21 protein-coding genes and 2 pseudogenes are annotated in these 23,308 nt (G+C 52.4%); 16 read left to right on the top strand and 7 right to left on the bottom strand.

Features of this window, described 5'->3' with window-relative positions:
• Nucleotides 1-264, bottom strand: a pseudogene (locus VLH40_08750) (IS3 family transposase).
• 415 nt (nucleotides 265-679) lie between these two features.
• On the opposite strand from VLH40_08750, the gene VLH40_08745 reads away from it, so the two are divergent.
• From VLH40_08745 to VLH40_08735, 3 genes are all read left to right on the top strand, one after another.
• Nucleotides 680-1,945, top strand: coding sequence for a hypothetical protein (locus tag VLH40_08745; protein ID HSV32090.1), 1,266 nt, complete (start codon nucleotides 680-682; stop codon nucleotides 1,943-1,945).
• A gap of 87 nt (nucleotides 1,946-2,032) precedes the next feature.
• Complete coding sequence (locus tag VLH40_08740; GenBank protein ID HSV32089.1) at nucleotides 2,033-2,356, top strand: DUF6249 domain-containing protein; 324 nt, start codon at nucleotides 2,033-2,035, stop codon at nucleotides 2,354-2,356.
• A 256-nt stretch (nucleotides 2,357-2,612) separates the two neighbouring features.
• The gene (locus tag VLH40_08735; protein HSV32088.1) at nucleotides 2,613-2,804 is read left to right on the top strand and encodes a hypothetical protein; all 192 of its coding nucleotides are present in this window, start codon (nucleotides 2,613-2,615) and stop codon (nucleotides 2,802-2,804) included.
• Nucleotides 2,805-2,808: 4 nt separating this feature from the next.
• Here VLH40_08735 and VLH40_08730 read toward each other — a convergent pair.
• Nucleotides 2,809-3,288, bottom strand: a pseudogene (locus VLH40_08730) (pirin family protein).
• Between the two features lie 189 nt (nucleotides 3,289-3,477).
• The gene (locus VLH40_08725) at nucleotides 3,478-4,173 is read right to left on the bottom strand and encodes a cyclase family protein (GenBank protein ID HSV32087.1); all 696 of its coding nucleotides are present in this window, start codon (nucleotides 4,171-4,173) and stop codon (nucleotides 3,478-3,480) included.
• A gap of 476 nt (nucleotides 4,174-4,649) precedes the next feature.
• On the opposite strand from VLH40_08725, the gene VLH40_08720 reads away from it, so the two are divergent.
• From VLH40_08720 to VLH40_08700, 5 genes are all read left to right on the top strand, one after another.
• Nucleotides 4,650-4,871 (top strand): hypothetical protein, encoded by a 222-nt coding sequence (locus VLH40_08720; protein ID HSV32086.1) that lies wholly within the window; start codon nucleotides 4,650-4,652, stop codon nucleotides 4,869-4,871.
• 125 nt (nucleotides 4,872-4,996) lie between these two features.
• Nucleotides 4,997-6,148 (top strand): branched-chain amino acid ABC transporter substrate-binding protein, encoded by a 1,152-nt coding sequence (locus VLH40_08715; protein ID HSV32085.1) that lies wholly within the window; start codon nucleotides 4,997-4,999, stop codon nucleotides 6,146-6,148.
• Nucleotides 6,149-6,178: 30 nt separating this feature from the next.
• Nucleotides 6,179-7,096 (top strand): branched-chain amino acid ABC transporter permease, encoded by a 918-nt coding sequence (locus VLH40_08710; protein HSV32084.1) that lies wholly within the window; start codon nucleotides 6,179-6,181, stop codon nucleotides 7,094-7,096.
• A 10-nt stretch (nucleotides 7,097-7,106) separates the two neighbouring features.
• Complete coding sequence (locus VLH40_08705; protein ID HSV32083.1) at nucleotides 7,107-9,011, top strand: branched-chain amino acid ABC transporter ATP-binding protein/permease; 1,905 nt, start codon at nucleotides 7,107-7,109, stop codon at nucleotides 9,009-9,011.
• The gene (locus tag VLH40_08700; protein HSV32082.1) at nucleotides 9,012-9,755 is read left to right on the top strand and encodes an ABC transporter ATP-binding protein; all 744 of its coding nucleotides are present in this window, start codon (nucleotides 9,012-9,014) and stop codon (nucleotides 9,753-9,755) included. It begins immediately after the preceding gene.
• 89 nt (nucleotides 9,756-9,844) lie between these two features.
• Here the strand turns inward: VLH40_08700 and VLH40_08695 are convergent, their stop codons facing one another.
• Nucleotides 9,845-11,152 (bottom strand): C69 family dipeptidase, encoded by a 1,308-nt coding sequence (locus VLH40_08695; protein HSV32081.1) that lies wholly within the window; start codon nucleotides 11,150-11,152, stop codon nucleotides 9,845-9,847.
• A 164-nt stretch (nucleotides 11,153-11,316) separates the two neighbouring features.
• Here VLH40_08695 and VLH40_08690 point away from each other — a divergent pair, with 164 nt between their 5' ends.
• Both VLH40_08690 and VLH40_08685 read left to right on the top strand, forming a co-directional pair.
• Nucleotides 11,317-11,670, top strand: a complete 354-nt coding sequence (locus VLH40_08690; protein ID HSV32080.1) for a hypothetical protein — start codon at nucleotides 11,317-11,319, stop codon at nucleotides 11,668-11,670.
• A gap of 19 nt (nucleotides 11,671-11,689) precedes the next feature.
• On the top strand, nucleotides 11,690-12,247 hold the full coding sequence (locus tag VLH40_08685; protein HSV32079.1) for a methylated-DNA--[protein]-cysteine S-methyltransferase: 558 nt from the start codon (nucleotides 11,690-11,692) through the stop codon (nucleotides 12,245-12,247).
• Between the two features lie 202 nt (nucleotides 12,248-12,449).
• Here the strand turns inward: VLH40_08685 and VLH40_08680 are convergent, their stop codons facing one another.
• The gene (locus VLH40_08680; GenBank protein ID HSV32078.1) at nucleotides 12,450-13,343 is read right to left on the bottom strand and encodes a TGS domain-containing protein; all 894 of its coding nucleotides are present in this window, start codon (nucleotides 13,341-13,343) and stop codon (nucleotides 12,450-12,452) included.
• 277 nt (nucleotides 13,344-13,620) lie between these two features.
• On the opposite strand from VLH40_08680, the gene VLH40_08675 reads away from it, so the two are divergent.
• The 4 genes from VLH40_08675 (at nucleotide 13,621) to VLH40_08660 (ending at nucleotide 17,977) form a co-directional block, all read left to right on the top strand.
• Nucleotides 13,621-14,661 (top strand): ATP-dependent 6-phosphofructokinase, encoded by a 1,041-nt coding sequence (locus VLH40_08675; protein ID HSV32077.1) that lies wholly within the window; start codon nucleotides 13,621-13,623, stop codon nucleotides 14,659-14,661.
• Nucleotides 14,662-14,809: 148 nt separating this feature from the next.
• The gene (locus VLH40_08670; GenBank protein ID HSV32076.1) at nucleotides 14,810-15,616 is read left to right on the top strand and encodes a ParA family protein; all 807 of its coding nucleotides are present in this window, start codon (nucleotides 14,810-14,812) and stop codon (nucleotides 15,614-15,616) included.
• Nucleotides 15,573-16,883, top strand: coding sequence for a cell division protein FtsZ (gene ftsZ, locus VLH40_08665; protein HSV32075.1), 1,311 nt, complete (start codon nucleotides 15,573-15,575; stop codon nucleotides 16,881-16,883). Before VLH40_08670 ends, ftsZ begins: the two co-directional genes overlap by 44 nt.
• A 2-nt stretch (nucleotides 16,884-16,885) precedes the next feature.
• Nucleotides 16,886-17,977: an aldose 1-epimerase family protein gene (locus VLH40_08660; GenBank protein ID HSV32074.1), complete on the top strand. Its 1,092-nt coding sequence runs from the start codon at nucleotides 16,886-16,888 to the stop codon at nucleotides 17,975-17,977.
• Here the strand turns inward: VLH40_08660 and VLH40_08655 are convergent.
• Nucleotides 17,952-20,090, bottom strand: coding sequence for a transglycosylase SLT domain-containing protein (locus VLH40_08655; protein ID HSV32073.1), 2,139 nt, complete (start codon nucleotides 20,088-20,090; stop codon nucleotides 17,952-17,954). The genes VLH40_08660 and VLH40_08655 overlap by 26 nt on opposite strands.
• Before the next feature lie 65 nt (nucleotides 20,091-20,155).
• Between VLH40_08655 and polX the strand changes: the two genes are divergently transcribed.
• Nucleotides 20,156-21,877, top strand: a complete 1,722-nt coding sequence (polX, locus tag VLH40_08650; protein HSV32072.1) for a DNA polymerase/3'-5' exonuclease PolX — start codon at nucleotides 20,156-20,158, stop codon at nucleotides 21,875-21,877.
• A gap of 34 nt (nucleotides 21,878-21,911) precedes the next feature.
• On the opposite strand, the gene VLH40_08645 is transcribed toward polX, so the two are convergent.
• The gene (locus tag VLH40_08645; GenBank protein HSV32071.1) at nucleotides 21,912-22,403 is read right to left on the bottom strand and encodes a hypothetical protein; all 492 of its coding nucleotides are present in this window, start codon (nucleotides 22,401-22,403) and stop codon (nucleotides 21,912-21,914) included.
• Nucleotides 22,404-22,973: 570 nt separating this feature from the next.
• Here VLH40_08645 and VLH40_08640 point away from each other — a divergent pair.
• Nucleotides 22,974-23,308: zinc ABC transporter substrate-binding protein (locus VLH40_08640; protein HSV32070.1), on the top strand; the 335-nt coding region annotated here is incomplete at its 3' end.

Here is a 23,308-nt window from a genome sequence, read left to right as displayed (position 1 = left end):
TTCTCCTTAGCGGTAATCTCTGGGACTTTTTTTTCAAGCCACTCCAGTTCTACTTTTAATTGCCCTGTCTGACGGTATAGCTCTGCTGCAAGCTCCTCTCTATCCTTATCACGATATAACCCTCTTGTCCGAAAAAATCGCAGGTAGTTCTTCCAGCGGCTTCTTCTTCCATTGCCCTATCTGGTTAGAGTGAGTTCCATATTCACCAGCGAGCTGTGCTGTCGTCTTTTCTCCCTTTGCTGCTTCAAAGGCTATTTTTGCCTTTAATGCCGCATCCCGTGATTTCGTTGTTCCACTAAATTGCCCTGTCCAGTTTTTGGGGAGTATTATAGAACCGCCATTGAGATAAAGGGACATTTTAAAAGAATCTTGACACTTACTTGCGTCAAGGCTCGTGTCTCCAATGAAGAGGACAGAGACTCGACAATCATATTGTCAGGGGGTACAATAAATAGGTAAAAACGGGTCTTGTGTAACGACGCGTTCAAGTCGATGAGGGGAACCCAGCGTAAGGGAGGAGATGTCCGCAAAACGACAACCGCAACTTTCCATTTTCCCTGTTTTCCTGAATGGTTAGCCTCAGTGGCTTCATTTTTCTTATAGGTTTTCGAGGAGTAGTTTCTTTTACGCCGAAAACCGGGAAGGAAAATTTTTCAAAGGGAAAGGGAAGGTGACATCTATGAACGAGGAACAAAGGTATGCTCAGGCAGAACGAGCGGCACATTGGCTGACCGATACATTGGATGAGTTAAACCGCCAGGCAGGGGCCTATCGGGAAATGGTCGAAACCCTGCAGGAAGCCAAAGGCAGCCTCCGCGACCTGGGAGGATCGCTGGAACTGACTTCCTCAGACCTCCAGAAGCTGCTAGGCCGTTTTGAAACCCTGCAGAGCGGCGAATTTGTGGAACATGTCGATGGTCTTTCCCAGCATATCATGGTCGTCCATACGACCCTGGGGGAAGCCCTGAACCGCATTAAATCATTCACTGACCGCTACGAAACAACCTACCAGTCTATGCAGGAATCCAGCCAGACGTTCCTGGAAGAGGGAAAGGGTTTGCGGGGAGAAATCCAATCTTTAGCCGAGTCGCTTCCCCGAGAGAGTGAACGAGCCCTCACCCGCCTGGAAGAACGCTGGAGGGAGGATCTTTCGACGCTCGATGGTGTTTTCCGGAAGACTTCCTCCTCCTTCGAGGAAATGTTCCGTTCCTTTGAAGAAAAAATTTCCGGTATTCAGGGGTTCCTCGACCGATTCGTTCCCCAGGTGCGGGAAACGCTGGAGACTCTAGACCGGAATCTGCGTGAGGCGACGCAAGGCGTGAGTGAGCGACTTCATGCGGATCGGGAAGATCTTTTTGCCCGTCATGTCGAGGAAAATCGGCAAATTGTCACAGCAACTGAGGAGAAGATCCGCTTCACTGGTCAGGAATTGACCAGGAACCTTGCTGAAACTGCCCGCCGCACCCGCGAGGAATGGGAAATTCTTCTAACCGAACGGACTGAAGCAGTGCGATCCGGTTTTTCAGTCATTCAGGAAGAGATCGAAAAAGTCCAATTGAGCCTTCGGGAAGAGAACGAGAAAAATTTGCGGGAAGGTAAGGAACTCCGCGAGGAGATTGCCCAGGCAGTCGAGCAGATTAGCGTTTCCTACCGGACTTTGACCGAGGGACTGGAAGAGGTTCGCTCCAAGCTTTCGGAAATGACCGGTACGATTGTCGGTGATTTTCGAGAAAAATTGGGGAACACTCTGCGGGAAACCGAAAAAGAATGGTTGACACATATCGCCGCAGTTCGTGACGAAGAAATTGAAAAACTCACTACAACTAAGCAAGAGATCCTAACCGCACTCGGAAAAACCCACAAAATCACCCACACCAACTCCATTCTCCTGATCGCTACCCTGTGCATTTCCGCTGCGGCATTGATTGTGACCTTTTGGAGATGAGGAGAACGATCCATTGCGATAGACATTTGCCCGATGGCGATATAAGTAGCGTATACGAGTTAGTTTGATAGAGGGGAGTGGATATCAATGATAATAGACTGGATTTGGGTTTTGATTCCGTTGGCGGGCATCATGGTGGCAATCGTTGCTATCTACACCGAACATCTTCAGAAGCTCGCCATGATCGAAAAAGGATTGAATCCTGATGAATTGAAGCGGACCTCCCGGCCGGAAGATATGCTTCGGGGAGGGATCATTGTTGCGGGGATCGGCCTGGCCTTCCTGATAACCCAGCTTGCGGGGAGAATGACTAACTGGCTGTACCTGCCGGGATTTATCCTCTTGTTTATCGGCCTGGCACTGGTCCTTTTATATTACTTGCCGGAAAAGAAGAAAGAAGAGAAAACCTGAAAACTTACACTATGAAACCTGATGCGCCCATGATCGACACCAGGGTACGTCGGGTTTTGGTATGTTCCGGTCTCTGGTTGGTGGCTATAAAGAGATCGTCAAGGGCAATTTGTCTTTAGAGAAAATCATTACTTGGTTAGGGGACAGCCGAAAGTTCTTCTCCTTGTCTGGCGGGACTCATCCGTGACCGTTTGACGGAGTTACATCGCTGTTTTACTTACGAGGGAGGGGAGGGAGTCGCCCAGTCCGGTGCCTGATGGAAGCGAAATCCGGTCTTGAGAAACATTCCGTTGCGGTATTCTTCGAAGGGTTGGCGGAGATTGCTTTCCGTATTCATCACGATGGGACCAGACCAGGCGGCGGGCTCACAGAACGGCTTTCCGGCGATCAGCAGAAAGCGGAGCGGCCGTTTCCGGTTAGGATCAAGACGGTTTTACCCCTATTGTAGAGAATCACGTGTTCAGAGAACGACAGGTGGGTGTAATCGGGAGCGAAGAATCCCTTTCTTCCAGGATGTAGACAAAGACGGTATGGCTTACCGGGAACGAGTGTTCTATGCTGGAATGGGGCGGGAGAGATATATCGTAAAACTCCGGCTCACCGGTGATTCCTTTCACCGGTCCCTGGACGCTTCCCATCTCCCCGCTGATCACCCGAATTCGGGCTCCTGTTTCCAAGTCGATGGTGGGGATAGCCTCTTTTTTGATTTCCCGATACTGTGGCGGGGCCGTCTTTCGTGCCGAAGGCAGATCGGCCCACAGTTGAAGTCCCCAAAGACGGCCATCTGTCTCTCCCCGTGGCATTTCCTGATGGATGATCCCGCTTCCCGCCGTCATCCATTGGACATCGTACACTTCAATGACTCCCTTGTTGCCTAAGCTGTCCCCGCGTTCTACGTTACCCTGCAGGAGATAGGTGACCATTTCGATACCCCGGTGGGTATGTCAGAGGAGTCCTTTCCGATAATCCGCGGGATTGTCCGAGTGAATTCGTCAATATGTTATCTCCTTCCGGGGTGGCCTCGAAAATGGTTAGGAAGCTTTGGCTGGAACTGTGGCCCGCCGGGGGAATTACATGGATGTTGACTGAGAAGAGTAATTGGGTCACCGGGCAATCGCCTGTCAGGTTGTTTCCTGAAACTGAGCCAAGACCCGGGCCGGAGACCCGGATCCTCCGGATACAGGCAATAGACCGATGAACAGGGTAAAACCGTGAGCCGGGAGATATTCTAGATTGGTAAGGTTTTCCAAATGGTAACCGCCTCGTTTGAATAAAGCACTATTGGAAAGAAAATCCTCGTCAAAGCCCGGATCGATTCCGGGGGTATCGATACCCAAACCAAGACAGTCGCGTTCCTCCATCAGGAAGACGACTGATTCTTCACCGAAGCCGGGATAATGCCTGGTTTTGGTCTTGGTTAGGCCAAAGTAACGGGCCGGTTCGTTCCATCTTTCGCTCCAGCCAGTCAAAGTTAGGACATAAGAGCGAGGAGGGATGGGGAGATGTGTAGTTTCCCAAATCAGGATATCCTTGATGGTCAGGACATAATCGGGATTGGCAGTACAGGCTGACCGGATATCGAGGACTACGCCGGGTGCGATCAGGGCTTCCGAGGGAACCGCCTCGGCGGTGAGTCCGCCGGGGACGAAATGGGCCGGAACGCCGAAGTGGGTCCCGGAATGTTCACCGACTGTAAGCTGGTTCAGGAGAAAGCAATTTTCCTCGACGGTGGCCAGGGTGGTGATTTCGATAAGCGGGTCTTGCGGCCAGACGGGCATCGCGACGGTTATAGGATGACTGAGATCGACTGTTTTCATAACCTCCTCCCTCCCGGTCGCCGGGTCAATCCTGTAGACGGAAGAAACACGACTTAAACGATGGCAGGAATCGATGCCTGACCGGTTTTCTTGAAGCGGCCTCCCCTTTCATTTGGGTAACGGAGGAAAGAGGTAAGCCTGGGCGATGTGCTTATAACCTGCCTTAACAGTAATAACAGGCCGGTTGAATCCCGCACCTTTCGCTTCTGTTTACTATATCAGATACGAGTGGAGACGACATTCCTGGAGGAGGGAGTTCGCGGTCATCCGGGGTCTTGACCGTTGGCGGTTGATCGTTCCTCATTTTCCGGTTTTGAAGAGCGGGGACCTGTGAATTAAGAGGTGATATTCCGCGGATAAAGAATATTTTATGTTAGCAGAATGAGATTTGTCGCTGTGGACAGTTTTTCCACAAAAACCTACAAAATCGCCTGGGCGTATTGACTGGTAGAGAGAAGAAAGGGAGGTGATCACGCATGGTCGTGCAGGCCGGTGAGCGGGAATTCTGGGTGGTGGAGGACATCTGTTTCTACCAGAAACCGGATGGTACGGTCTGGTTGAGATTCGACGGCCGGGAGATGTGCCTGGTGCCCCGACAACTTGATGAATTGGGGCTGGAAACCAGCCGATTTCACTGGGATAGTTTTCGCCGGGCCTACCGGATGGAAAACAACGAAGGAATTTCAGTAAAGTTATAAAAATCGTTTGCCGATTTACCGAGAATAAACGCGTCATCCTCCAGCCTCATTTGTTATAATTATGCCCATTGATGCTCGGGTAGTCGATCAAAAACAAAAACATCTCACTTGGGAGGAAACGGCACATGAAAACAGGATTGGTCATGGTTGTGGTGCTCACCCTTATTTTTGCTCTGTTGGCTGGCGGAACGGTATTTGCTGAAGAAACGATACTGATCGGATTACAGGCCCCGCTCACCGGCAATTTCGCTATTGAGGGGAAGATGGCCCGGCAGTGTGTGGAGGTCGCCGCTGAGTTGATCAATGCCGCCGGGGGCATCAACGGACGGATGCTCGAGATCGTGATCGCTGATGATGCCAGCAATCCCCGGGACAGCGCCCTGGCGGCACAACGACTGATTACCCAGGGTGTGGTCGCCGTGATCGGCAGCTATGGGTCGGGGGTCACCGAACCGGCTGCCGACCTTTATGATCGCAACGGAGTGGTTTCGGTAGCCTACGGTGCGACTGCTGTGCGTCTGACCATGGACAGGAAGCGTCCTTACTTTTTCCGGACCTGTGGCCGAGACGATTCACAGGGTGAGTTCTTTGCCAAATTCGCAGTAGAAGTGATGGGTTGGGAGCGGATTGCCATCATGCATGACAACCAGACCTACGGACGCGGAGTAGCCGAAGAGACTCGCAGGTTCCTGGAACCGTATATAGCCGATGGTCGGGCGGAGATCGTCTACTACGATGCTATTACCCCCGGAGAACAGGATTACAGAGCGGCCCTTACCGCTCTTCGGGAGAGCAATCCCGATGTTTGGTATTACACTGCCTACTATCCGGAAGCGGGTCTTTTAGTTCGTCAGGGCCGGGAAGCGGGAATCACCATTCCCTTTGTAGGGAGCAACGCCGTTCCCAATGAAGACTTCGTCAGGATCGCCGGGATTGAATTCGCCGAAGGAACCCTGATGACCCAGGAGCCACTTCCTCAGGATTTCGATACGCCGAAATCCCAGATATTCCTCGATGCCTACCGGGAACGCTTCGGGGATATTCCCTCCTCGCCCTGGCCGGTCTATGCGGCGGATGCGCTGTTCGCTTTGGCTCAGGCCATGGAAAATACCGGATCGACCGATGCCGATGTGATTGCCGCGGAGATGCGGGTCATGCAAAACGCGGAAGGAGTCACCGGTCCGATCTTTTTCACCGAACGCGGAGACCGCAAGGATATACCTTACGCCATGTACGCATATAACGCCGAAGGCCAACTCGAATTTTTCCGACCGTAGTTTTTTAAGAGAAAGAAGCCGGGGGTTGCCGTGGGGATATTTGTAGAACAGCTGATAAACGGTTTGGCTGTCGGTTCCTTCTATGGCCTGGTAGCTTTGGGCTATTCGATGGTTTACGGGGTTATGAAGTTGATCAATTTCGCCCACGGCGACCTTTTTACCTTGGGGAGCTATCTCGGATACACCTTCCTGGTCTGGGCGACTGGGTGGATAACCCTCAGTGCCGGCGCCTGGTTGGGCATGGCCGCAGCGATGGCCTTCGCCTTTGCCGGGATCGGATTGGCTGGTATCATGATGGAGCGGGTGGCCTACCGGCCGGTGTATCCGGCCGGCCGCCTGCCCTTGGTAGTTTCGGCCCTGGGGATGTCCATCTTTATCCAGAACGGAATCATGGCCCTATGGGGACCGCGTTTCCAGGTGTATCCTAGTGCGCTGGTTCCCACCGCGTTCTTCGAAATCGGAGGACTCAGAATTACCTTCCTTAAAGCCTTTATCCTTATTCTCACGTTCCTGGTTATGGGGGTCATCTACTATATTGTGGAACGAACCACCTTTGGGGCTGCCGTCCGAGCCTCGGCCCTTGATCGGGAGACAGCGACACTTCTGGGAATCGATATCCGGCGGGTGATCTTCTTCGCCTTCGCTTTGGGACCGGCCCTGGGCGGCATGGCCGGGGTGATGAACGGAATGTATTACCGGTCCATTACTTTCAGTATGGGATGGAATTATGGTCTGAAAGCCTTCACCGCCACCATCCTGGGAGGAATCGGAAACATTCCCGGGGCGATGATCGGAGGATTGCTTTTGGGAATTATGGAAACCATGTTTGCCGGCTATTTTCCGGGAGGAGGAGCCTGGAAGGATGGCTTCACGTTCCTGGTGTTGATCATGGTCCTGATTTTCAGACCTACCGGCCTGATTGGTGAAAAAACGGCGGAGAAAGTATAGGAGAGGGGAGATGGGAACTACCGAAAGACTCGTTCGCAGGATCAACTACGCCGCCTCCAGCCCCAACAGGGTTATAACCGGTGACAACGGTACACCACGCCAAAGGATCAATCCCTGGGCGTTTCCGCTTCTCGCCGTGCTGGGTCTCGTGATTTTCCCCTTTCTTCCCTTCATTAACAACTACTGGATCGATGTCGGTTTTTTTGTCGGTATTTACGGGCTTTTAGGACTCAGCCTCAACGTTGTGCTAGGAGAAGTAGGTCTCTTTGACTTGGGACATGCCGCTTTTTATGCTATTGGAGCCTATACTACCGCTATACTGAACACCGTTTTTGGGGTACCCATTTTGATTCTCCTGCCCTTGAGTGCCCTGGCAGCCGGAGGGTTTGCCTATCTGGTCATGTCTCCGGTAATCCACCTGCGGGGTGATTACCTGTGTATCGTAACCATCGGTATCGGTGAAATCGTTCGGGTGGGGATTATCAACAATCCCTGGGGGTTGACCAATGGTCCTAACGGAATAACCGGAGTGGGGAGTCCGGCCATAGCCGGGTTTTACCTCCAGACACCCACTCAATTTTATTTTCTCATCTGGATCATCATTGCCCTGGTAATTGTAGGACTCATCAGACTGCAGCGCTCCCGGATCGGCCGGGCCTGGAACTATATTCGGGAGGACATGGTAGCTTCGGAAGCGAACGGTGTGGATGTTCGTTCGCTGAAGCTTTTGTCTTTCGTGCTCGGGGCGGCCATAGCCGGAATGACCGGGACGGTATTTGCCTCCAAGATGATGATCGTTTCCCCGGAAAGCTTCCTGTTCATGGAGTCAGTCCTGATGTTTTGTATTGTCCTCTTGGGAGGCCTGGGCTCCATTCCCGGAACTCTGGTGGGGGCGGCCACCATCGTGGTTTTCCCGGAGGTATTCAGACAGTTTGCCAGTTTTCGGCTGCTTTTTTTCGGACTGGCGCTTATGTTCATGATGATCTTCCGACCGGAAGGCTTATTACCCCGCAAGAGAGAGGGAGTCGGTTTTGGGGGATTGGGCATCCGGGGGTTGCCGGAGGCCGAAGATTGGTTGGTGGAAAAGGGAAAGGGGCTGGCTCACCAGAAATTGACACCATGCCTGGCCCAGGTCAAAGAATCCAGAAACTATCTGTTGGAAACCCGGGGAGTGACCATGCGTTTCGGAGGCCTGACCGCGGTCAACTCTTTCGATCTTTCGATTTATCCCGGGAAAATCACCAGCCTGATTGGACCCAATGGAGCCGGCAAAACCACTCTCTTTAACGTGATAACTGGAATTCACCGCCCGCATGGCGGTTCCGTAGTATTTGAAGACCGCGACATCACCGGTCTCAGGCCCCACACCATCGTGCGCCGGGGAATTGCCCGAACCTTTCAAAATGTCCGGTTGTTTCCCTCACTGACCTGTATCGAGAATGTGATGGCCGGTCCGCACTGCCATGCCCGGAGTGGAACTTGGGCGGCGGTATTCCGTACGCCCGCTCAGATGAAGGAAGAACGGGAAATAGTAGAAGTTTCTTCCTTCCGGCTGTACCAGACCGGTTTATGGCCCTATCGGAACGAGTTGGCTAAAAACCTTCCTTATGGAAAACAGCGGTATTTGGAAATCGCTCGAGCCTTGGCTACCAGCCCCAAGCTCCTTATCCTCGACGAACCGTCTTCCGGATTGAATGATCGGGAATCGGAAGAGTTGATGGAATTGTTGCAGGAGTTGACCGGCGAGGGATTTACTCTTCTTCTGATCGAACATGACATGAATGTGGTGATGGGAGTGTCCGATTGGGTAAGCGTAATGGACATGGGACAAAAAATCGCGGAAGGACTACCGCACGAAATTTACAATGACCAGCAGGTGATCGAGGCCTATCTCGGGAAAGAGGATGACTTCTGAATGGAAACCTTGCTCGCAGTGGAAAACCTCTGGGTTTCCTATGGGGTGGTCGAAGCCCTGCGGGGGGTAACCATTGAGCTTTCGCGGGGCGATATCGTCGCGGTCCTGGGTGCCAACGGAGCGGGAAAAACCACGCTCCTGAAGACCATTTCCGGTTTGTTGGTCAGCCGGCAGGGACATATTTACCTGCGGGGGAAAGACATTCATTCATACCTTCCTTTTCAATTGGTTGGGTTGGGGGTCGCCCACGTTCCGGAAGGCCGCCGAGTTTTTGCCACCTTGACCGTGGAGGAAAACCTAACCCTGGGAGCCTATGGAGTGAGGAATCTTCCAGCGGGGAGAGAGGTTGTCAAGACCCGGGAGTGGATTTTCAAACTCTTTCCCATCCTGCGGGAACGGCGTCGTCAGTTTGCGGGGACCCTGTCCGGGGGGGAACAACAGATGCTGGCTATTGCCCGGGCCCTGATTTCGAAGCCACAGATTCTCCTGATGGATGAGCCTTCCCTGGGTCTGGCTCCCCGTATCGTCCAGGAAATCTTCCGGGTGATTCGCGCCATCCACGAGGAAGAGAACGTGTCCATACTCCTGGTCGAACAGAACGCCCGTAAAGCGCTGGCCGTCTCCCGCTATGCTTATATCCTGGAGACCGGACGCATACCCATCCAGGGAGAATCCAACTCCCTCAAGGACGACGAACGGGTTCGTGCCGCCTATCTGGGTGGTTCCCGACTCAGGAAACAATAAAATACCTCATTCTTGCTCGAAGACAGGTCCAGGAGACCCATGCGTTTTATCTGGCTTTATGCCCACACTAGAGAGAGATACGGTTCCGCTCACTTCCCGCCGCTTGTGCTGGGTTGCCTGGAGAGGAGGCGGTTCTGTTTTGCCCAGTAGTAACGGTACATTGGACCCCCCTGGGGGGAAAAGGGCCTCGACTCGGATTCGGCAACAGCTCGTCCGATCATTTTCTGCTCCTGATTAAAGGCATAGTTCAGCAGTTCTTCTTTTTGCCTGACTGTTTGCAAAACCCGGGAACGTTTTAACAATTCTCCTTCCAGGGCATCCCGTTCGGCGAGAAACCAATCCAGGTTGTCGAAACACTTCCCGAGAATTAACCGGTGAAAATGTTCCCGTTTCATCCAAAATGCCGCGGCTTGAGCCAGAGGACCGGGTTTTTCCTGTTGGGCTGGGGAAACGGTGGTAAAGTGAAAGGGCTTAAAGAGAGAAATACAGGGGAGAGAACTACCGGTGTACCAGGCGCGGGCCCCCGATTGGTCCATTTCGGCAACCAGGCTGCCGGTGGTCTGAAAAGAGAACGGCCCCCCGGCATGCATGCACAGACTCTGATAGGTCCGGTGCCGAAAGAGCTGTTCCGCATCGCGGGGCGCATGCCAGCGCAGGAACTTCATAACCTGGTGTGCGGTCAACGGTTCTTCGTGATTTTTCAGGAAGTGGGCGCTGAACCGTCGCCGGGCTTCTCCCCGGGCGATCCGGGTAATCAGGGCATGTTCCCAGGTCTTCTTGAAGTCGGAGAGTTCTCCGTTCCTTTTTCTCCAAAAATTCGCCGAGCATTCATCGTAGTCGTCGTGCAGGATGAGCGCGTTGGAAATGGCCATGCAACCATTGACCCGCTTGGTCGCCCAATATTTCCCAACTGTTTCCAGCAGCCAGGCCGATGAAGGATCGGCGATCAAAAATGAGTTATCATACCGCAGTTTCCGGCTGTAACCGCAATTTCCTCCCTGACCGTAGCGCTCCAAAAGCGAGACGATCACCTCGACCGCTTCCCGGGAAGTACAGGAACGCTCCAGGGCCAGGCGGACCAGGTCCATGCCCGTAAGTGCCGGTGGTCCCGGGCGTGAGCGGGTAAAGAGCGCTTCGTTGCCTAAGGCGACTGCATGCTCGTTTACCCCCATTTCCGCGCCCCACATCCAGGATGGCTTGATCATGAAGATATCATAAGTGAGGGGGACCTGGTCGATCGTGATGTAGGTGCAGCGCAGGACGGTTCCTTTTTTGTGTTCCGCGCGGCCGACTCTGGTAGGAATGTTCGGTTCGTTCGGTTCCCGGTCGCTATTTTTGGCGAAGATCGTAATTCCCGTTTTTTTGTATTCCGGCAAGACAACGAGCGTATCGCACATGACCGGCTCCTGTGATAAGACTGGTTCCTGATCTAATTATATCCCAAAAATTTTTTAAGCTAAACACCTCCGAGTCGACCAGTCGGTGTCCGACGGTGGCGAAGATGAAAAATCTTTGCTTCAAGTCCCGTCCGGTTGTGTTACAATAATCGGGGGTGTTGATTATGAAAGTAGTTTTTGGGGTGAGTCTGGTATTTTTATTGTTTCTTACGGTCGGCTTGGCCTGGGCGGAACCGGAGGATAAAGAAAGTGCCCACTTGGAATCCTATGTAACGCCTTGGTCCGATATTGAACGACTGGTGTCCGTGCGGGAGCACGAAGCGGATGAGCAGGGAAAATTGATGATATCCGGGGATTATTCGCTTTCCTATAAAATCGTTTTTCCTTCCGAGGAAATACTTAAGGAGCGACTTTCATACTGGACCGATCGACTGAACCTGGCCCTTACCTATCAGATCAGTGATCATTTGAAAGTAGGTATACACTTGAAAATAACGGATATTTTTATAGATCCGTGATCCTGTTTCTTAAAGCCCGATGAAACAATTTTATGATACCTTTCATGCTTTTATCGGACCGGTTACCTTGGTTATGGAGGAAGAGATAGTAAAGGGGATTTTCCTTCTCCCCGAAAGCTGGGACCAATACCAGCTAAGGGGCGAGACGGAGTTGGTGCATGACCCTATCCTTCTCCGGGGACCGGTGGATCAGATGCGAGAATATTTTCAGGGGAACCGGCAGGTGTTCTCTTTTCCCGTATTTCTTGAAGGACCTGAATTTACCAGGCAAGTCTGGCACGCTGTCTCCAAAATTCCCTACGGTCAAACCCGAAGCTACGCTGAGATTGCTTCTGTCGTAGGGAAGCCCACCGCCTGCCGGGCCGTGGGACAGGCCAACCGTAGAAACCCCCTGCCGATCGTGATTCCCTGTCACCGAGTGATCGGGAGTAAGGGCCAGCTCGTCGGGTTCAATGGCAACCATACCGACGTAAAGCAATTACTGCTGGATCACGAGAGAAAATACCGGTTCTCCTCTGTAAATCAATCCCATCCTCGATTTTCGTGCTCGATGCCGTCGGCCCCGCCGACGGGTTAACTCCTTGGAATTTACTGAAACCCTCCCCCCGGCAAGAGACTGGATTACGTAGGCCTCCTTTGTCTGAGCGGTGCTTCTTTTACTCATCTTGTTTCCGGACAGAACCGTTTTTCATACCCACGGTAAAGTCTCTGCGTTTCGAAATAGTTTCCCCTGCAGCGGGAGAAATCCATCACCCATCACTGTCTTATCTGGAAGAATCTCAGGAAATAAGTTCGACCAGGTCCCGATCGGCCAGTACGTGTTCGATGGGCACCATTTGACCGTCAAATTTTCCAGAGCCCCAAACCCGGGCCCCCCGCAAATGACCGGCGATGTCCTTATGGATGGATTTGGCTAGGTCATAAACGCTGGAGCCCTTCCGGAGAACAAAAGGCCTGGAGAGGTCAACTGGCTGGCCGGGAGGCTTGCTGTAGACCCGAATGATATTGCTCAATTGGAAGATCTTTCCCCTGAGCTCTTCAATATGGTCGGGGTTCGTTTTAAAGGAACACCCCAGGATTTCGAAGCGTTTCCCATAAAAATCGCGGAATATGCCCAATACCTCCTGATCCAGTTCGGTTTCGCACTTGTTGGCCAGAGCCAGGGACTGGAGCGGGTGCCAGGAAGATGTTGGGAGCGGTGGCTTTTCGAGGGAGATTTTGCTGTTTTTCAGAGCGCTCAGCACGACTTCGAAATCTTCCAGGATCCTTTCGTTTTGGACATCGATCACCACTAGGGCGGCATTGACCCGGCGCAACGCACTTCCAAAGTTCCCCTCGATTTCCGGGAAGCCAATCGGAGGAAAATCGATCAGTTGAATCTGGACATCCTCGTACAGCATCATCCCAGGAGTGGGGATGCGTGTGGTGTAGGGGTACGCTCCGATTTCCGGCCGGGCGTTGGTCAGGCAATGCAAGAGTGTCGACTTGCCGGTGTTGGGCGGTCCGATCACGGCCAACTGCGCTCCGCCGGCTTTTTCCACCAAAAAGGGGTCAAATGTCTTTCCCCGTTGGGTTTTCCCATCCGGGGCCGTTTTTTTAAGTTTGGAAATCCGGTGTTTGATGTCCGCCTGCATTTTCTCGGTTCCCTTGTGCTTGGGAATAACCGAAAGCATTTCTTCCAGGCAGACTAATTTTTCTTCCCTGGTTCGGGCGCTTTTATACCGTTGTTCGGCTTCAATGTACTGGGCACTGAGGTTGGCCGGTATGAGAGTCTCCCCCCTTTTCTGCCTTTATTTTATCATGATCTTTTCATTTCTATGTCTCTTGCCGGTTCTGCGATGGTGGAAAACGATGAATCTGCATAGAAGCTTGACGTCTGCGCTTCATACCGTTACCATTATCGGAGACACAAGAAGGAACAGATTGTATTGAAGCAAGGGAGGAATGAAAATGGCACGAAAGGTTGGTCTCCTCACAGGAGGGGGGGATGCACCGGGGTTAAACGCGGTGATTCGCGCTGTGGTGACGTCAGGAATTAAAAAGGGATTTGAGATGATCGGTTTCCTGCGGGGCTGGAAAGGGCCTCTCAAGGGAGACACCGTTTTGTTGACCCTGGATGATGTGTATGACATTCATCGCCAGGGTGGGACTATCCTGAATAGTTCCCGGACCAATCCCTTCAAAATCGACAAGGGTCCGGAAACGATTTTCGAAAATTTGAAAAAGCACGACGTCTATTGTCTGGTGGTCATCGGTGGAGACGATACCTTGGGAGTTGCCCAGAAGCTCCATGAGATGGGGATGCCGGTGGTGGGTGTTCCCAAGACCATCGACAACGATGTAAACGCCACCGATTTTACCTTCGGCTTCGATACCTCAGTGAACATAGACATGGAATCGCTCGACCGTCTTCATACCACCGCCGCTTCTCACGAGCGGGTGCTGGTGGTGGAAATCATGGGACGGAACGCCGGATGGATCGCTTTAAACAGTGGTGTGGCTGGGGGAGCACATTTCATCCTAATTCCGGAATTTCCCTATCCCTTGGACGAACTGTGCGCAGCGATCTGCAAGCGCTATGAAAGCGGGAAGCGATATGCCCTGATTGCCGCGGCGGAAGGCTTCAATGATCCGGTCCTGGAGAAATACATGAAGTTTGAAGAAAAAGACGCCTTTGGCCATGTGATCTTGAGTAAGGGGATGGGGATTGTTCAAGCGCTGGCCAAGTACATCGAGGAAAAAACCGGCTTGGAGTCGCGGTATATGGTTATAGGTCATTTACAAAGGGGTGGGGAACCTTTTGCCTTTGACCGGGTTTTGGGAACTCGTTTCGGTCTTCGGGCCATGGACCTGGTGGAGAGCGAGGAATTTGGATTCATGGTCTCCCTGCGGGGTGATGAAATTGTCAAAGTGCCTCTTTCCGCTGCTCTCGGAGTGTTGAAAAAGGTTCCCCTTGAACGTTACGAAGAAATCAAGCTCTTTTTTGGATAATACGTTCCCTGCGGATCGGCCGGTTTTTCTGAAATTTAACGAAGGGCAAAGACATGATCAGTGTCTGGTGTAATCAGGTGATCGGCGGTTGTGGGTTAGCGAATTTTAGTAGTGGCACAGTGTTTCGTTGCCGAGTGGAGGGTGAGCGATGCGGATTATTGCGGTAGCCAATCAGAAGGGAGGGGTCGCGAAAACAACAACCTGTATCAACCTGGGAGCTTCTCTGGCTCAATATTCCAGACGTATTTTGATCGTCGACATGGATCCGCAAGCCCATTCCACCCTGGGACTGGGACTGGAACCCCATGAATTCGACCGCACGATACTCAACGTTTTGGAACCTCCCCGTAGTCCATATCATATGGAACTCAAAGATATCATCGTTCAGACCAAAACCCCCAATCTTTATGTGGCCCCCTCCAATATCGACCTGGCGGGAGAAGAATACCGCCTGATTGACAAGCTGGGTCGGGAGGATTTTCTCAACTCCGGAATTCAGCGCAGTCAACTCCCTTTTGATTATATTCTGATTGATTGCCCGCCTTCTCTGGGGATTTTGACCATAAATTCGCTCAAGGCTGCCCGGGAAGTGATCGTTACGATTCAGCCGCACTATTTCGCCCTGCGGGGGATCGAAGAGTTTATGGAAACCATTGAACTCATGCAGCAGAATCTTAAACACGATTTGGATGTTTATGTCCTGATCACCATTGCCGATGTCCAAACCAAACTTTATCAGGAAGTGATCAAGGCTTTGGGTGCTTATTTTGAAAACAAACTTTTCAGGACGGTGATCCGCAAAAATATTGCCATTGCCGAATCGTCCAGTTATGGTGTGCCGGTTATCGAATTTGAACCTCAATCAACCGGGGCTCAAAACTATCTTTCTCTGGCCAAAGAGGTGATTGAACTTGAAAAAGAAAAGCCTAAAGAGGGGCTTTTCCGAAAGAATTGATTTTAAACGGGAATTGATTCGGGACACCACACAGGGTATTCCTGCTGATGTGGACCGGGATCCCCCGCCTGTGGAAAAAAAACCGGCCAGCCGAGCGAGCACCAAAAAGTCGGCTGAGAAGACCAAAAAAAAGCAACCGGAAGAGCGCCTGGCGATTATTAAGGTCGTTGGGATCGGTGGAGGAGGAAATAACGCGGTCAATGAAATGATCAATGCCGGTCTTGCTGGAGTGGACCTGGTGGCGATAAATACGGATATACAATCCTTAAAAAAATCTCTCGCTCCAGAGAAGATTCAGATCGGAATCGGTTTGACCAGAGGCCTGGGAACCGGAGGAAACCCCAAAATCGGTGAGGAAGCGGCCAAGCATGACCGTGACGCCTTAATGGGAATGCTTGAAAATGCCGACCTTGTCTTCATTACCGCTTGTATGGGTGGCGGAACGGGAACCGGAGCCTCACCGGTTATCGCTGAGCTGGCCCGGGAATCGGGAGCTCTGACGATCGGCATAGTGACCAAACCTTTCCAATTTGAAGGGACCAAACGGAAGGCCCAGGCTGAAGAGGGAATTGAGAAATTACGCGGGGTCGTGGACGCCTTGATCGTTATCCCCAATGAACGACTCCTTCAAACTGCCCGGAGGGAGACCTCTTTCCAGGAGGCTTTCAAGTCGGCCGACTATATACTTTTTCAAGCGGTGCGGGGAATCACTGACCTGATTTCCTCCGCTCAGGATATCAATTTGGATTTGGCCGACCTGAGGACTGTACTCACCGGAGCAGGGACGGTTTTGATTGGGATCGGGCATGGACGAGGGAAAGAAAAAGCCAAGCATGCCGCGGAAGAGGCCATCTTCAGTCCGCTATTGGAAATTTCCATTAAGGGAGCCCTCTCGGTTCTCCTGAATATTACCAGTGGTCCGGACATGACCCTTCACGAGGTCACCGAAATCATGGAATGTGTACGAGGATCTGCAGGAACTGAAACCGATGTTTTATGGGGTAGCCGGACAGACCAGAACCTGTCCAATGAAGTGGTCGTGACCGTGATCGCCACCCGTTTTCAGAATAACGAGGAGGCCAACGGGGAGCCTTCTGGTGAATTCGATGAGGTGATCGATCCAGGAATTCTCTTTGGAGATGTTCTGGAAATACCCGCTTTTTTACGGGATGGGAAGAAGAAACCGGCGGGAAATCCTCCGGTGCTGGATGAAAAATCTCAGGGAGGGAATGCCTTTCCGTTTTTCCGAAGAATGAAGGGAGAATAAACATGGCTTTAATCAATGGAAAAGTGTTAACCAGGGAAGAAATATTAAGGAGAGTCGGAGATATTTCTCAGCTGGGAGGCGTACGCTCTTTCGAATACAATGATGGTCCGGAAAAAGGTGTGCGGGCCGTCGAAGTCAACTCCGGCGGCGGTTTGTCCTATACCGTTCTTGTTGACCGGGGAATGGACCTGGCATCGACTTTTTATAAAGGCGTGAGTCTCTCTTGGCGTTCGGCAACCGGCAACCTGGCCCCCTCCTTTTTTGAACCGGCGAAACTGGGGTGGTTGCGGGGTTTTCACGGAGGATTGATGAACACTTGCGGATTGAGCTATGCCGGAGCACCCGGGATTGATAAATCAACCCTGTTGTTTCTGGACGAAGAGGAGTTCGGCCTGCATGGGCGAGCTTCTTACATTCCGGCCTCGAATGTCTATGCCGACGGGCTCTGGCAGGGCGACGACTACCTGATCACCGTCTCGGGGAAGGTGAAAGAAGCGGTAGTGTTCGGTGATAAATTGGTCCTCTTCCGGAAAATATTCACACGACTCGGCGAGAAAAGCATCCTGATCGAAGACGAGGTAATCAACGAAGGCTGGCAGGATACCCCGTGCATGCTATTGTATCATATCAATGTCGGATATCCGATCCTTGACGAAGGTAGTGAATATCTGGTCCCTGTAGAAAAAACGGTAGCCCGGGATGCGCAGGCCGCCGACGGCGAGGCGGAGTGGAACCGTTTTCACGCACCGCAGAAGGAGTACTTTGAAAAAGTGTATCTCCATACCCCCCGAACCCTGGCGGACGGAAACGGAGCGGCTCTCCTTCTCAATCAAACGATGGAACTCGGATTTTATGCCAAATTCAATACCGATGCCTTGCCCTATCTCACCCAATGGAAAATGCTTGGGGAAGGCGAATATGTCTTGGGTATCGAACCGGGCAACTGTTTCCCCCTGGGCCGGAAAGCGGAACGGGGAGCGGGTCGACTGGTCGTACTCAAGCCCGGTCAGAGCTGGAAGGTCCGTTTGGAACTCGGGGTGGTGGACGGTACCGCCGAAATCGCTCAGTTTAGAAAATACATGGGCTTAGCGTGAATGTTCCCCGGTACAACCAGGAATAATAAAAGTAATTCTCCAATACTTTCTTGATATAGTTTTGGGTTTCGGCAAAGGGGATGGATTCCACGAATTCATCAAATTCCCGGGGGAGTGTTTCCAGCCAGGAGTTGATGCGGCCCGGCCCAGCGTTGTAGGCGCAGATGGCCGGGCATATCCTTCCTCCGTACTTGTCCACAAGGTATCCCAGGTATGATACGCCGATAGCGATGTTTTTCGCCGGATCGAACAGGAGAGAATCGTTCCAGGTCAACTCCCTCCCCGCATTACGGGCCATCCGTTCCGCCTTCCAGGCCCCGGTTGAGGGCATGATCTGCATGAGACCAATTGCTCCGGCGATGGAAACCGCGTCATATTGGAAAAAACTCTCCGCCCGCAAAACGGAAAGAACCAAAAAGGGATCGATTCCTATAGACTCGGCCAGTGGTTCGATAAGGTCAAAATAGAACACAGGATATATTCGTTCCTGAATGTTGCGGTACGGTCGGGAGAGCATGCCTGATAACCGCATGGCTTGGAGAATGCTGCGCCGATAATTCCCCCGGCGGGCGGAAAGCTCAGAAAGCGCCCACCAAGTTCCGGCTTGTTCCGGATTTAGCCTTTGATACGCGCGGAGTTCGATTTCCGCCCGGGTAAGATACCCGAGCCGGTGAAGAATGGTGTAGCGTTGCCAGGTCGAGCTGCCCGGACCGGTACCGAGGACCGGCTGGAACTCGGAGCGCGCCGGAAACGAGGAAGGCAAAGTGGGCGACATGCCCAATGATGGGGCTTCCTGCCAGGCACGCATGAAATAGTAGTCAATGATTTCACTTTCCAGAATCCGTTCGATATACATACGGCCTGTCTCATCAAGAGAGGTTTTTGCCAACCAAAACAGTGCCCGGTTTTGTTCTGAGGGGAAAGCGATCATCCGTTCCAACCATGGGCGTCCCCGGTTCGTCTCATTCCGGCGATGATAATGCCAGAAGAGATTCCAGAGAAGGTCGGCACGCCGGGGAAAGGTCTCGATCATCCGTTCCATGACCTTTTGGTACGTGGTTACATCACCCAGAGCCTGGTGACAGAAGGCCAGGTTTCGATAGGTATTGAATAGGTACCCGGAATCCGGAAAACGGTCGATCAGGGCTTGGTAATGCTCGATAGCGGCCTGGTAACGGGCTTTCCGCTGGTGAACCACGCCCCGGTAGAACAGGGCATCGGCAGTGTTGTCGAGAATCGGGAAACGGAAAAGAATTTCTTCCACTTGGTCAAGGTCGTTGGTGTTCACCGCGATCTGAATGAGAAGCAAACCGAGATCTCTCCGGTGGGCTTCCGGAAAAAAGAGGGGGTCCAGAGCTTCGGTCAATGACAGCGCCGTTTCCCAGTATCTCAACTGCGAGAAAAATTGACCGAGCTGCAGCCGCTCATCGGGGGAAAAGTCGTTTGGAGACAGGTGCCCCAGGAGAGCAGAGGCCATTCTCCTGGTCTGGGTAAAGGTTTGAGCATCATAATCGATATAGATTGACCGAAGAAGTAGGGCTGCCTCCGGATAGCGTTGTTGTCTGAGAAAGATATCATAGCGCAGATGTTTGGCCGACAAGCGGTCCTCGGAATCGTTGGCGAACTCAAGAGCCTGGTCTAGAAACTGTTGGGCGCTGGATAGGTCGTCAATTTTCTGCATGGCCTTAACGATTTTCAGCGAAGCATGAAAACGCAGAGGAGACTGAGGAAAGCCCGTGAGCAAGCGGTCATAGTATAACTGAGCTTCGGCGAACTTTTTCCGCTCCAGTCGGTCCTCCAGGAGGAAAACCAGGAGATGGTCGCCGAGTAGTGTACGTTCATCAGTGAGGAAACGGTCTACCGCGGCCACAGCTTCTGTAAAGCGGTCTTTCTTGAGAAGCGAGACTACGGTAAGTACCGCAACCTCTTCAGGATAGTGGAGGGCATATTCCGGGGAAGCGGCGAGAACGGCAAGCACCCGTCCATGGTCGCCCGTCCATAAGGGATTCAGCAGGTGGGAAAGAAGAGGTGGCTTTTCCTCGGCGAACCCCGGGTTTCCGATCGATAAAACGATAAGGCAGCAAGTGATTAAAATCAGGTGAAGGACTTTCATGCCTTTCATTCTCTCATCAGGATAACATAGGATTGCAAAAATGGAAAGGAGGATCGGAGGTTTCATTGAAAAATCAGGAAATTGCCAATCTTCTAAGAGAGATAGCCATCCTTCTCGAAATCAAGGGGGAGTCCCGGTTCCGGGTCCTTGCTTATGAGGAAGCGGCTCGTCAACTGGAAAATTTATCCGAACCGGTAGAAGAATACAGTCGCAAGAGTGAATTACAAAGCATTCCCGGTATCGGGGAAGCGATCGCTCAAAAAATTGACGAATATCTGAAACAGGGAAAGATCCACTTTCTTGATGAATTGAGCCGGGAAATTCCCCGAGGGGTGGCCGATTACACCCGGATTCCCGGGGTAGGACCCCGTACGGCCGGACTTTTTTACCGGGAACTGGGTATCTCCACCTTCGAAGAACTACGGAGCGCCCTTGCTGAGGGAAAGATACGCTTGCTACCCCGCCTGGGGGCAAAAAGCGAAGAGAAGATCCGTAAAGGGTTGGCGTTTTTGTCCGATCAGTTGGGAAGGATGCTCTTGGGGTATGCTCTCCCGGTGGTGGACGAAGTCGTGGCTTTTCTTAAGGAGCGGGCTCCGGTGGATAAAATCAGTCCGGCGGGGAGCATCCGACGCATGAAGGAGACCATCGGAGATATCGATATTCTGGTAGCCTCTCGGCGGGCGGAGGAGGTCTCTGGTGCTCTGGTTTCATTTCCCGGGGTTCGGGATGTACTGGCCCGGGGACCAAGCAAGACCAGCATCAGAACCGGACAGGGGATGCAGATTGATCTGCGGGTCGTCGATCCGGACTCCTTCGGCGCCGCACTACAGTATTTCACCGGTTCCAAGGAGCATAATGTAGCCTTGCGGGAAACCGCCCAAAAAAAGGGATATAAAGTCAACGAGTATGGCATCTATCGCCTCGATACGGGAGTGCGGGTGGGCGGCACTGCCGAGGAAGAGATTTATGAAGCGCTGGGTATGGAGTGGATTCCTCCGGAAATCAGGGAAAATCAGGGGGAAATCGAGCTGGCGATGAGCAAAAAGCTCCCCCGCCTGGTGGTCGAGGAGGATCTGCGGGGTGATTTGCATGTTCATACCCACTGGAGTGACGGGAGCACCAGCGTAAGGGACATAGCCGAAGCCGCGCGTAAAAAGGGATACAATTATCTTGGACTGTGTGACCATACTCAATCTCTGGTTGTCGCTTCCGGGCTGAAGCCGGATCAACTCCGTAGCCGCCGCTTGGAGATCGATCAGTGGAATCACGATAATCAGGGCTTTTTTGTCTTTGATGGGGTGGAGGTGAACATTCTCGCTGATGGAGAGTTGGACATGAACGATCGCGACCTGGCTGATCGCGACCTGGTCATTGCCGGTCTTCACTCCGGACTGGGACAGGAAAAAGACCGGATTATGCGCCGGCTGGAACGAGCCTTAAAAAATCCCCATATTCAAATATTGAGTCATCCAACCGGCCGCCTCCTCCAGAGGAGGAATCCTTACCAACTTGATCTCGATACCCTCTTCAGCCTGGCCTCCCGGGAATCAATCATTCTGGAAATTAATTCTCAGCCGGAACGACTGGATCTGAAGGACAGTGATGCCCGACAGGCCCGGGATGGGTATGGAATTCCGATGGTCATCACTTCAGATGCCCACAACCCCGCACAACTCGGCTACATCCGTTTGGGTATCGCCCAAGCCAGGCGAGGTTGGCTCACCGCCGAGGACATCGTGAACACCTTTTCCCTCGAGCGTTTGAAGCGTTTCCTTAAAAGACCATGAGTGCCGTCCATTGATTCGGAGAATGCATGATTTTTTATGAGTAAATAATCGGTCCTTCATCTTGAAAGGTTCTGCCGAGTGCCCTTGTTAACCCGAGAGCGAACCCAGTAATCATCAAATCCCAGAACATGCCTGATCGCTTGAGCCGTTGGCCGATGAACACCCGGCAACCGGCCTCGACTATCCCGGAGCCTATGCGGTAGGTCAAGGGAGCGGAAACAATGATAGTGCATACGCCTTTATTGGTGAAATAAGCGAACTCCCTGGCGGTTTTTGTGGAGATGCCGATGATCCTCAGGTTCACCGGTATCTCCACTCTACAGGGTATCCCCCCGTTTTTTGGTATTTCCTCTGGTTGGGAAGTTCTACCCCCCCCTTCCCGCTCAGTTCCTCCTCCTGGGTCTTTCCTTCCCGGACAACGAAAGATGCTGTGTCGGTCGGTGTAGACGGATAGGGCTATCCCCTGGTAGGGAAAGATCAGGTTATCAGTGTAGCGTATCCTGTCCGGTCCTGGGGTCTGCAGCACAGGGCCAGCATTGCCCCACTGGCATCATCGAGCGCCCCCCTGAAGAGGAGGGCGCTCAGCCCGGTTTTGGTGGATGACGAACACCTCGCCTGCTTCGTTGACCCCCTTTTTTAGGCGTTGGACCTGGCGTATGCTGAGGCAGAGCAGCTCTGCTCCCTCACTGATGGTCATCTTCCCGTCCAGTAGACAACGGGCGACGCAGAGTTTGTTTGTTTCGTTCTTGCTTGGTCATGGTGAGGATCATCCCTTCATTCTACAGAGGGTGGCATTTTCTCAAAAAGATTTTGGGGTGACATTATCACAGAATAATCACAGTCCGATGACAGACTTATTGACAAAGGACCTGGGGGTTGGTACAATGCCTAATGTTAGGCTCTTCTAATTTCTTTTGACAAAGCGAATGGATTTCCTTTGGCAGGTGTCGGGCTAGGCTAACAACATATAATGAGGACCGCAGGAGGTGGGAGAGATGTGAAGCCGATTACTACAGCGGTTGTAACGTTATAAAATGTGTGTTGTCAGCAAGGTTAATGAATCAAAGAAACGCTTCTCACCAGGAGGTATGACGAAATGATGAGAACAAGGACTATAGCGACGCTTGTAATGCTGATTGCAACATTAATCTTCTTGGGAACGACCGTAACAGGCCAGCCGGCTGAGGAGGAGAGAATCAAGGTTGTGGTCAGTTTCGCTGTCTTGCACGACTTTGCCACCTTCATCGGCGGCGATAGAGTAGAGGTAACGACCATGCTCGAATTCGGCGGTTGCCCGTGCGGTTGGGAGCCGACGCCAGGCAATATCAAGGAGCTTATCGGCGCCGACATCTTCATCCATCTCTCCGCACTTGTCGATCCGTGGCTTGGCAGAGCCATTGCTGCGGCGGGGGATGTTCCTAATTTGGTCGT

It is taken from the genome of Atribacteraceae bacterium, from assembly GCA_035477455.1.
In the GTDB taxonomy this organism is placed as follows: Bacteria; Atribacterota; Atribacteria; order Atribacterales; family Atribacteraceae; genus DATIKP01.
Note: the sequence above shows the minus strand (reverse complement) of the source record. Positions and strands in the feature narration are given on the sequence as shown.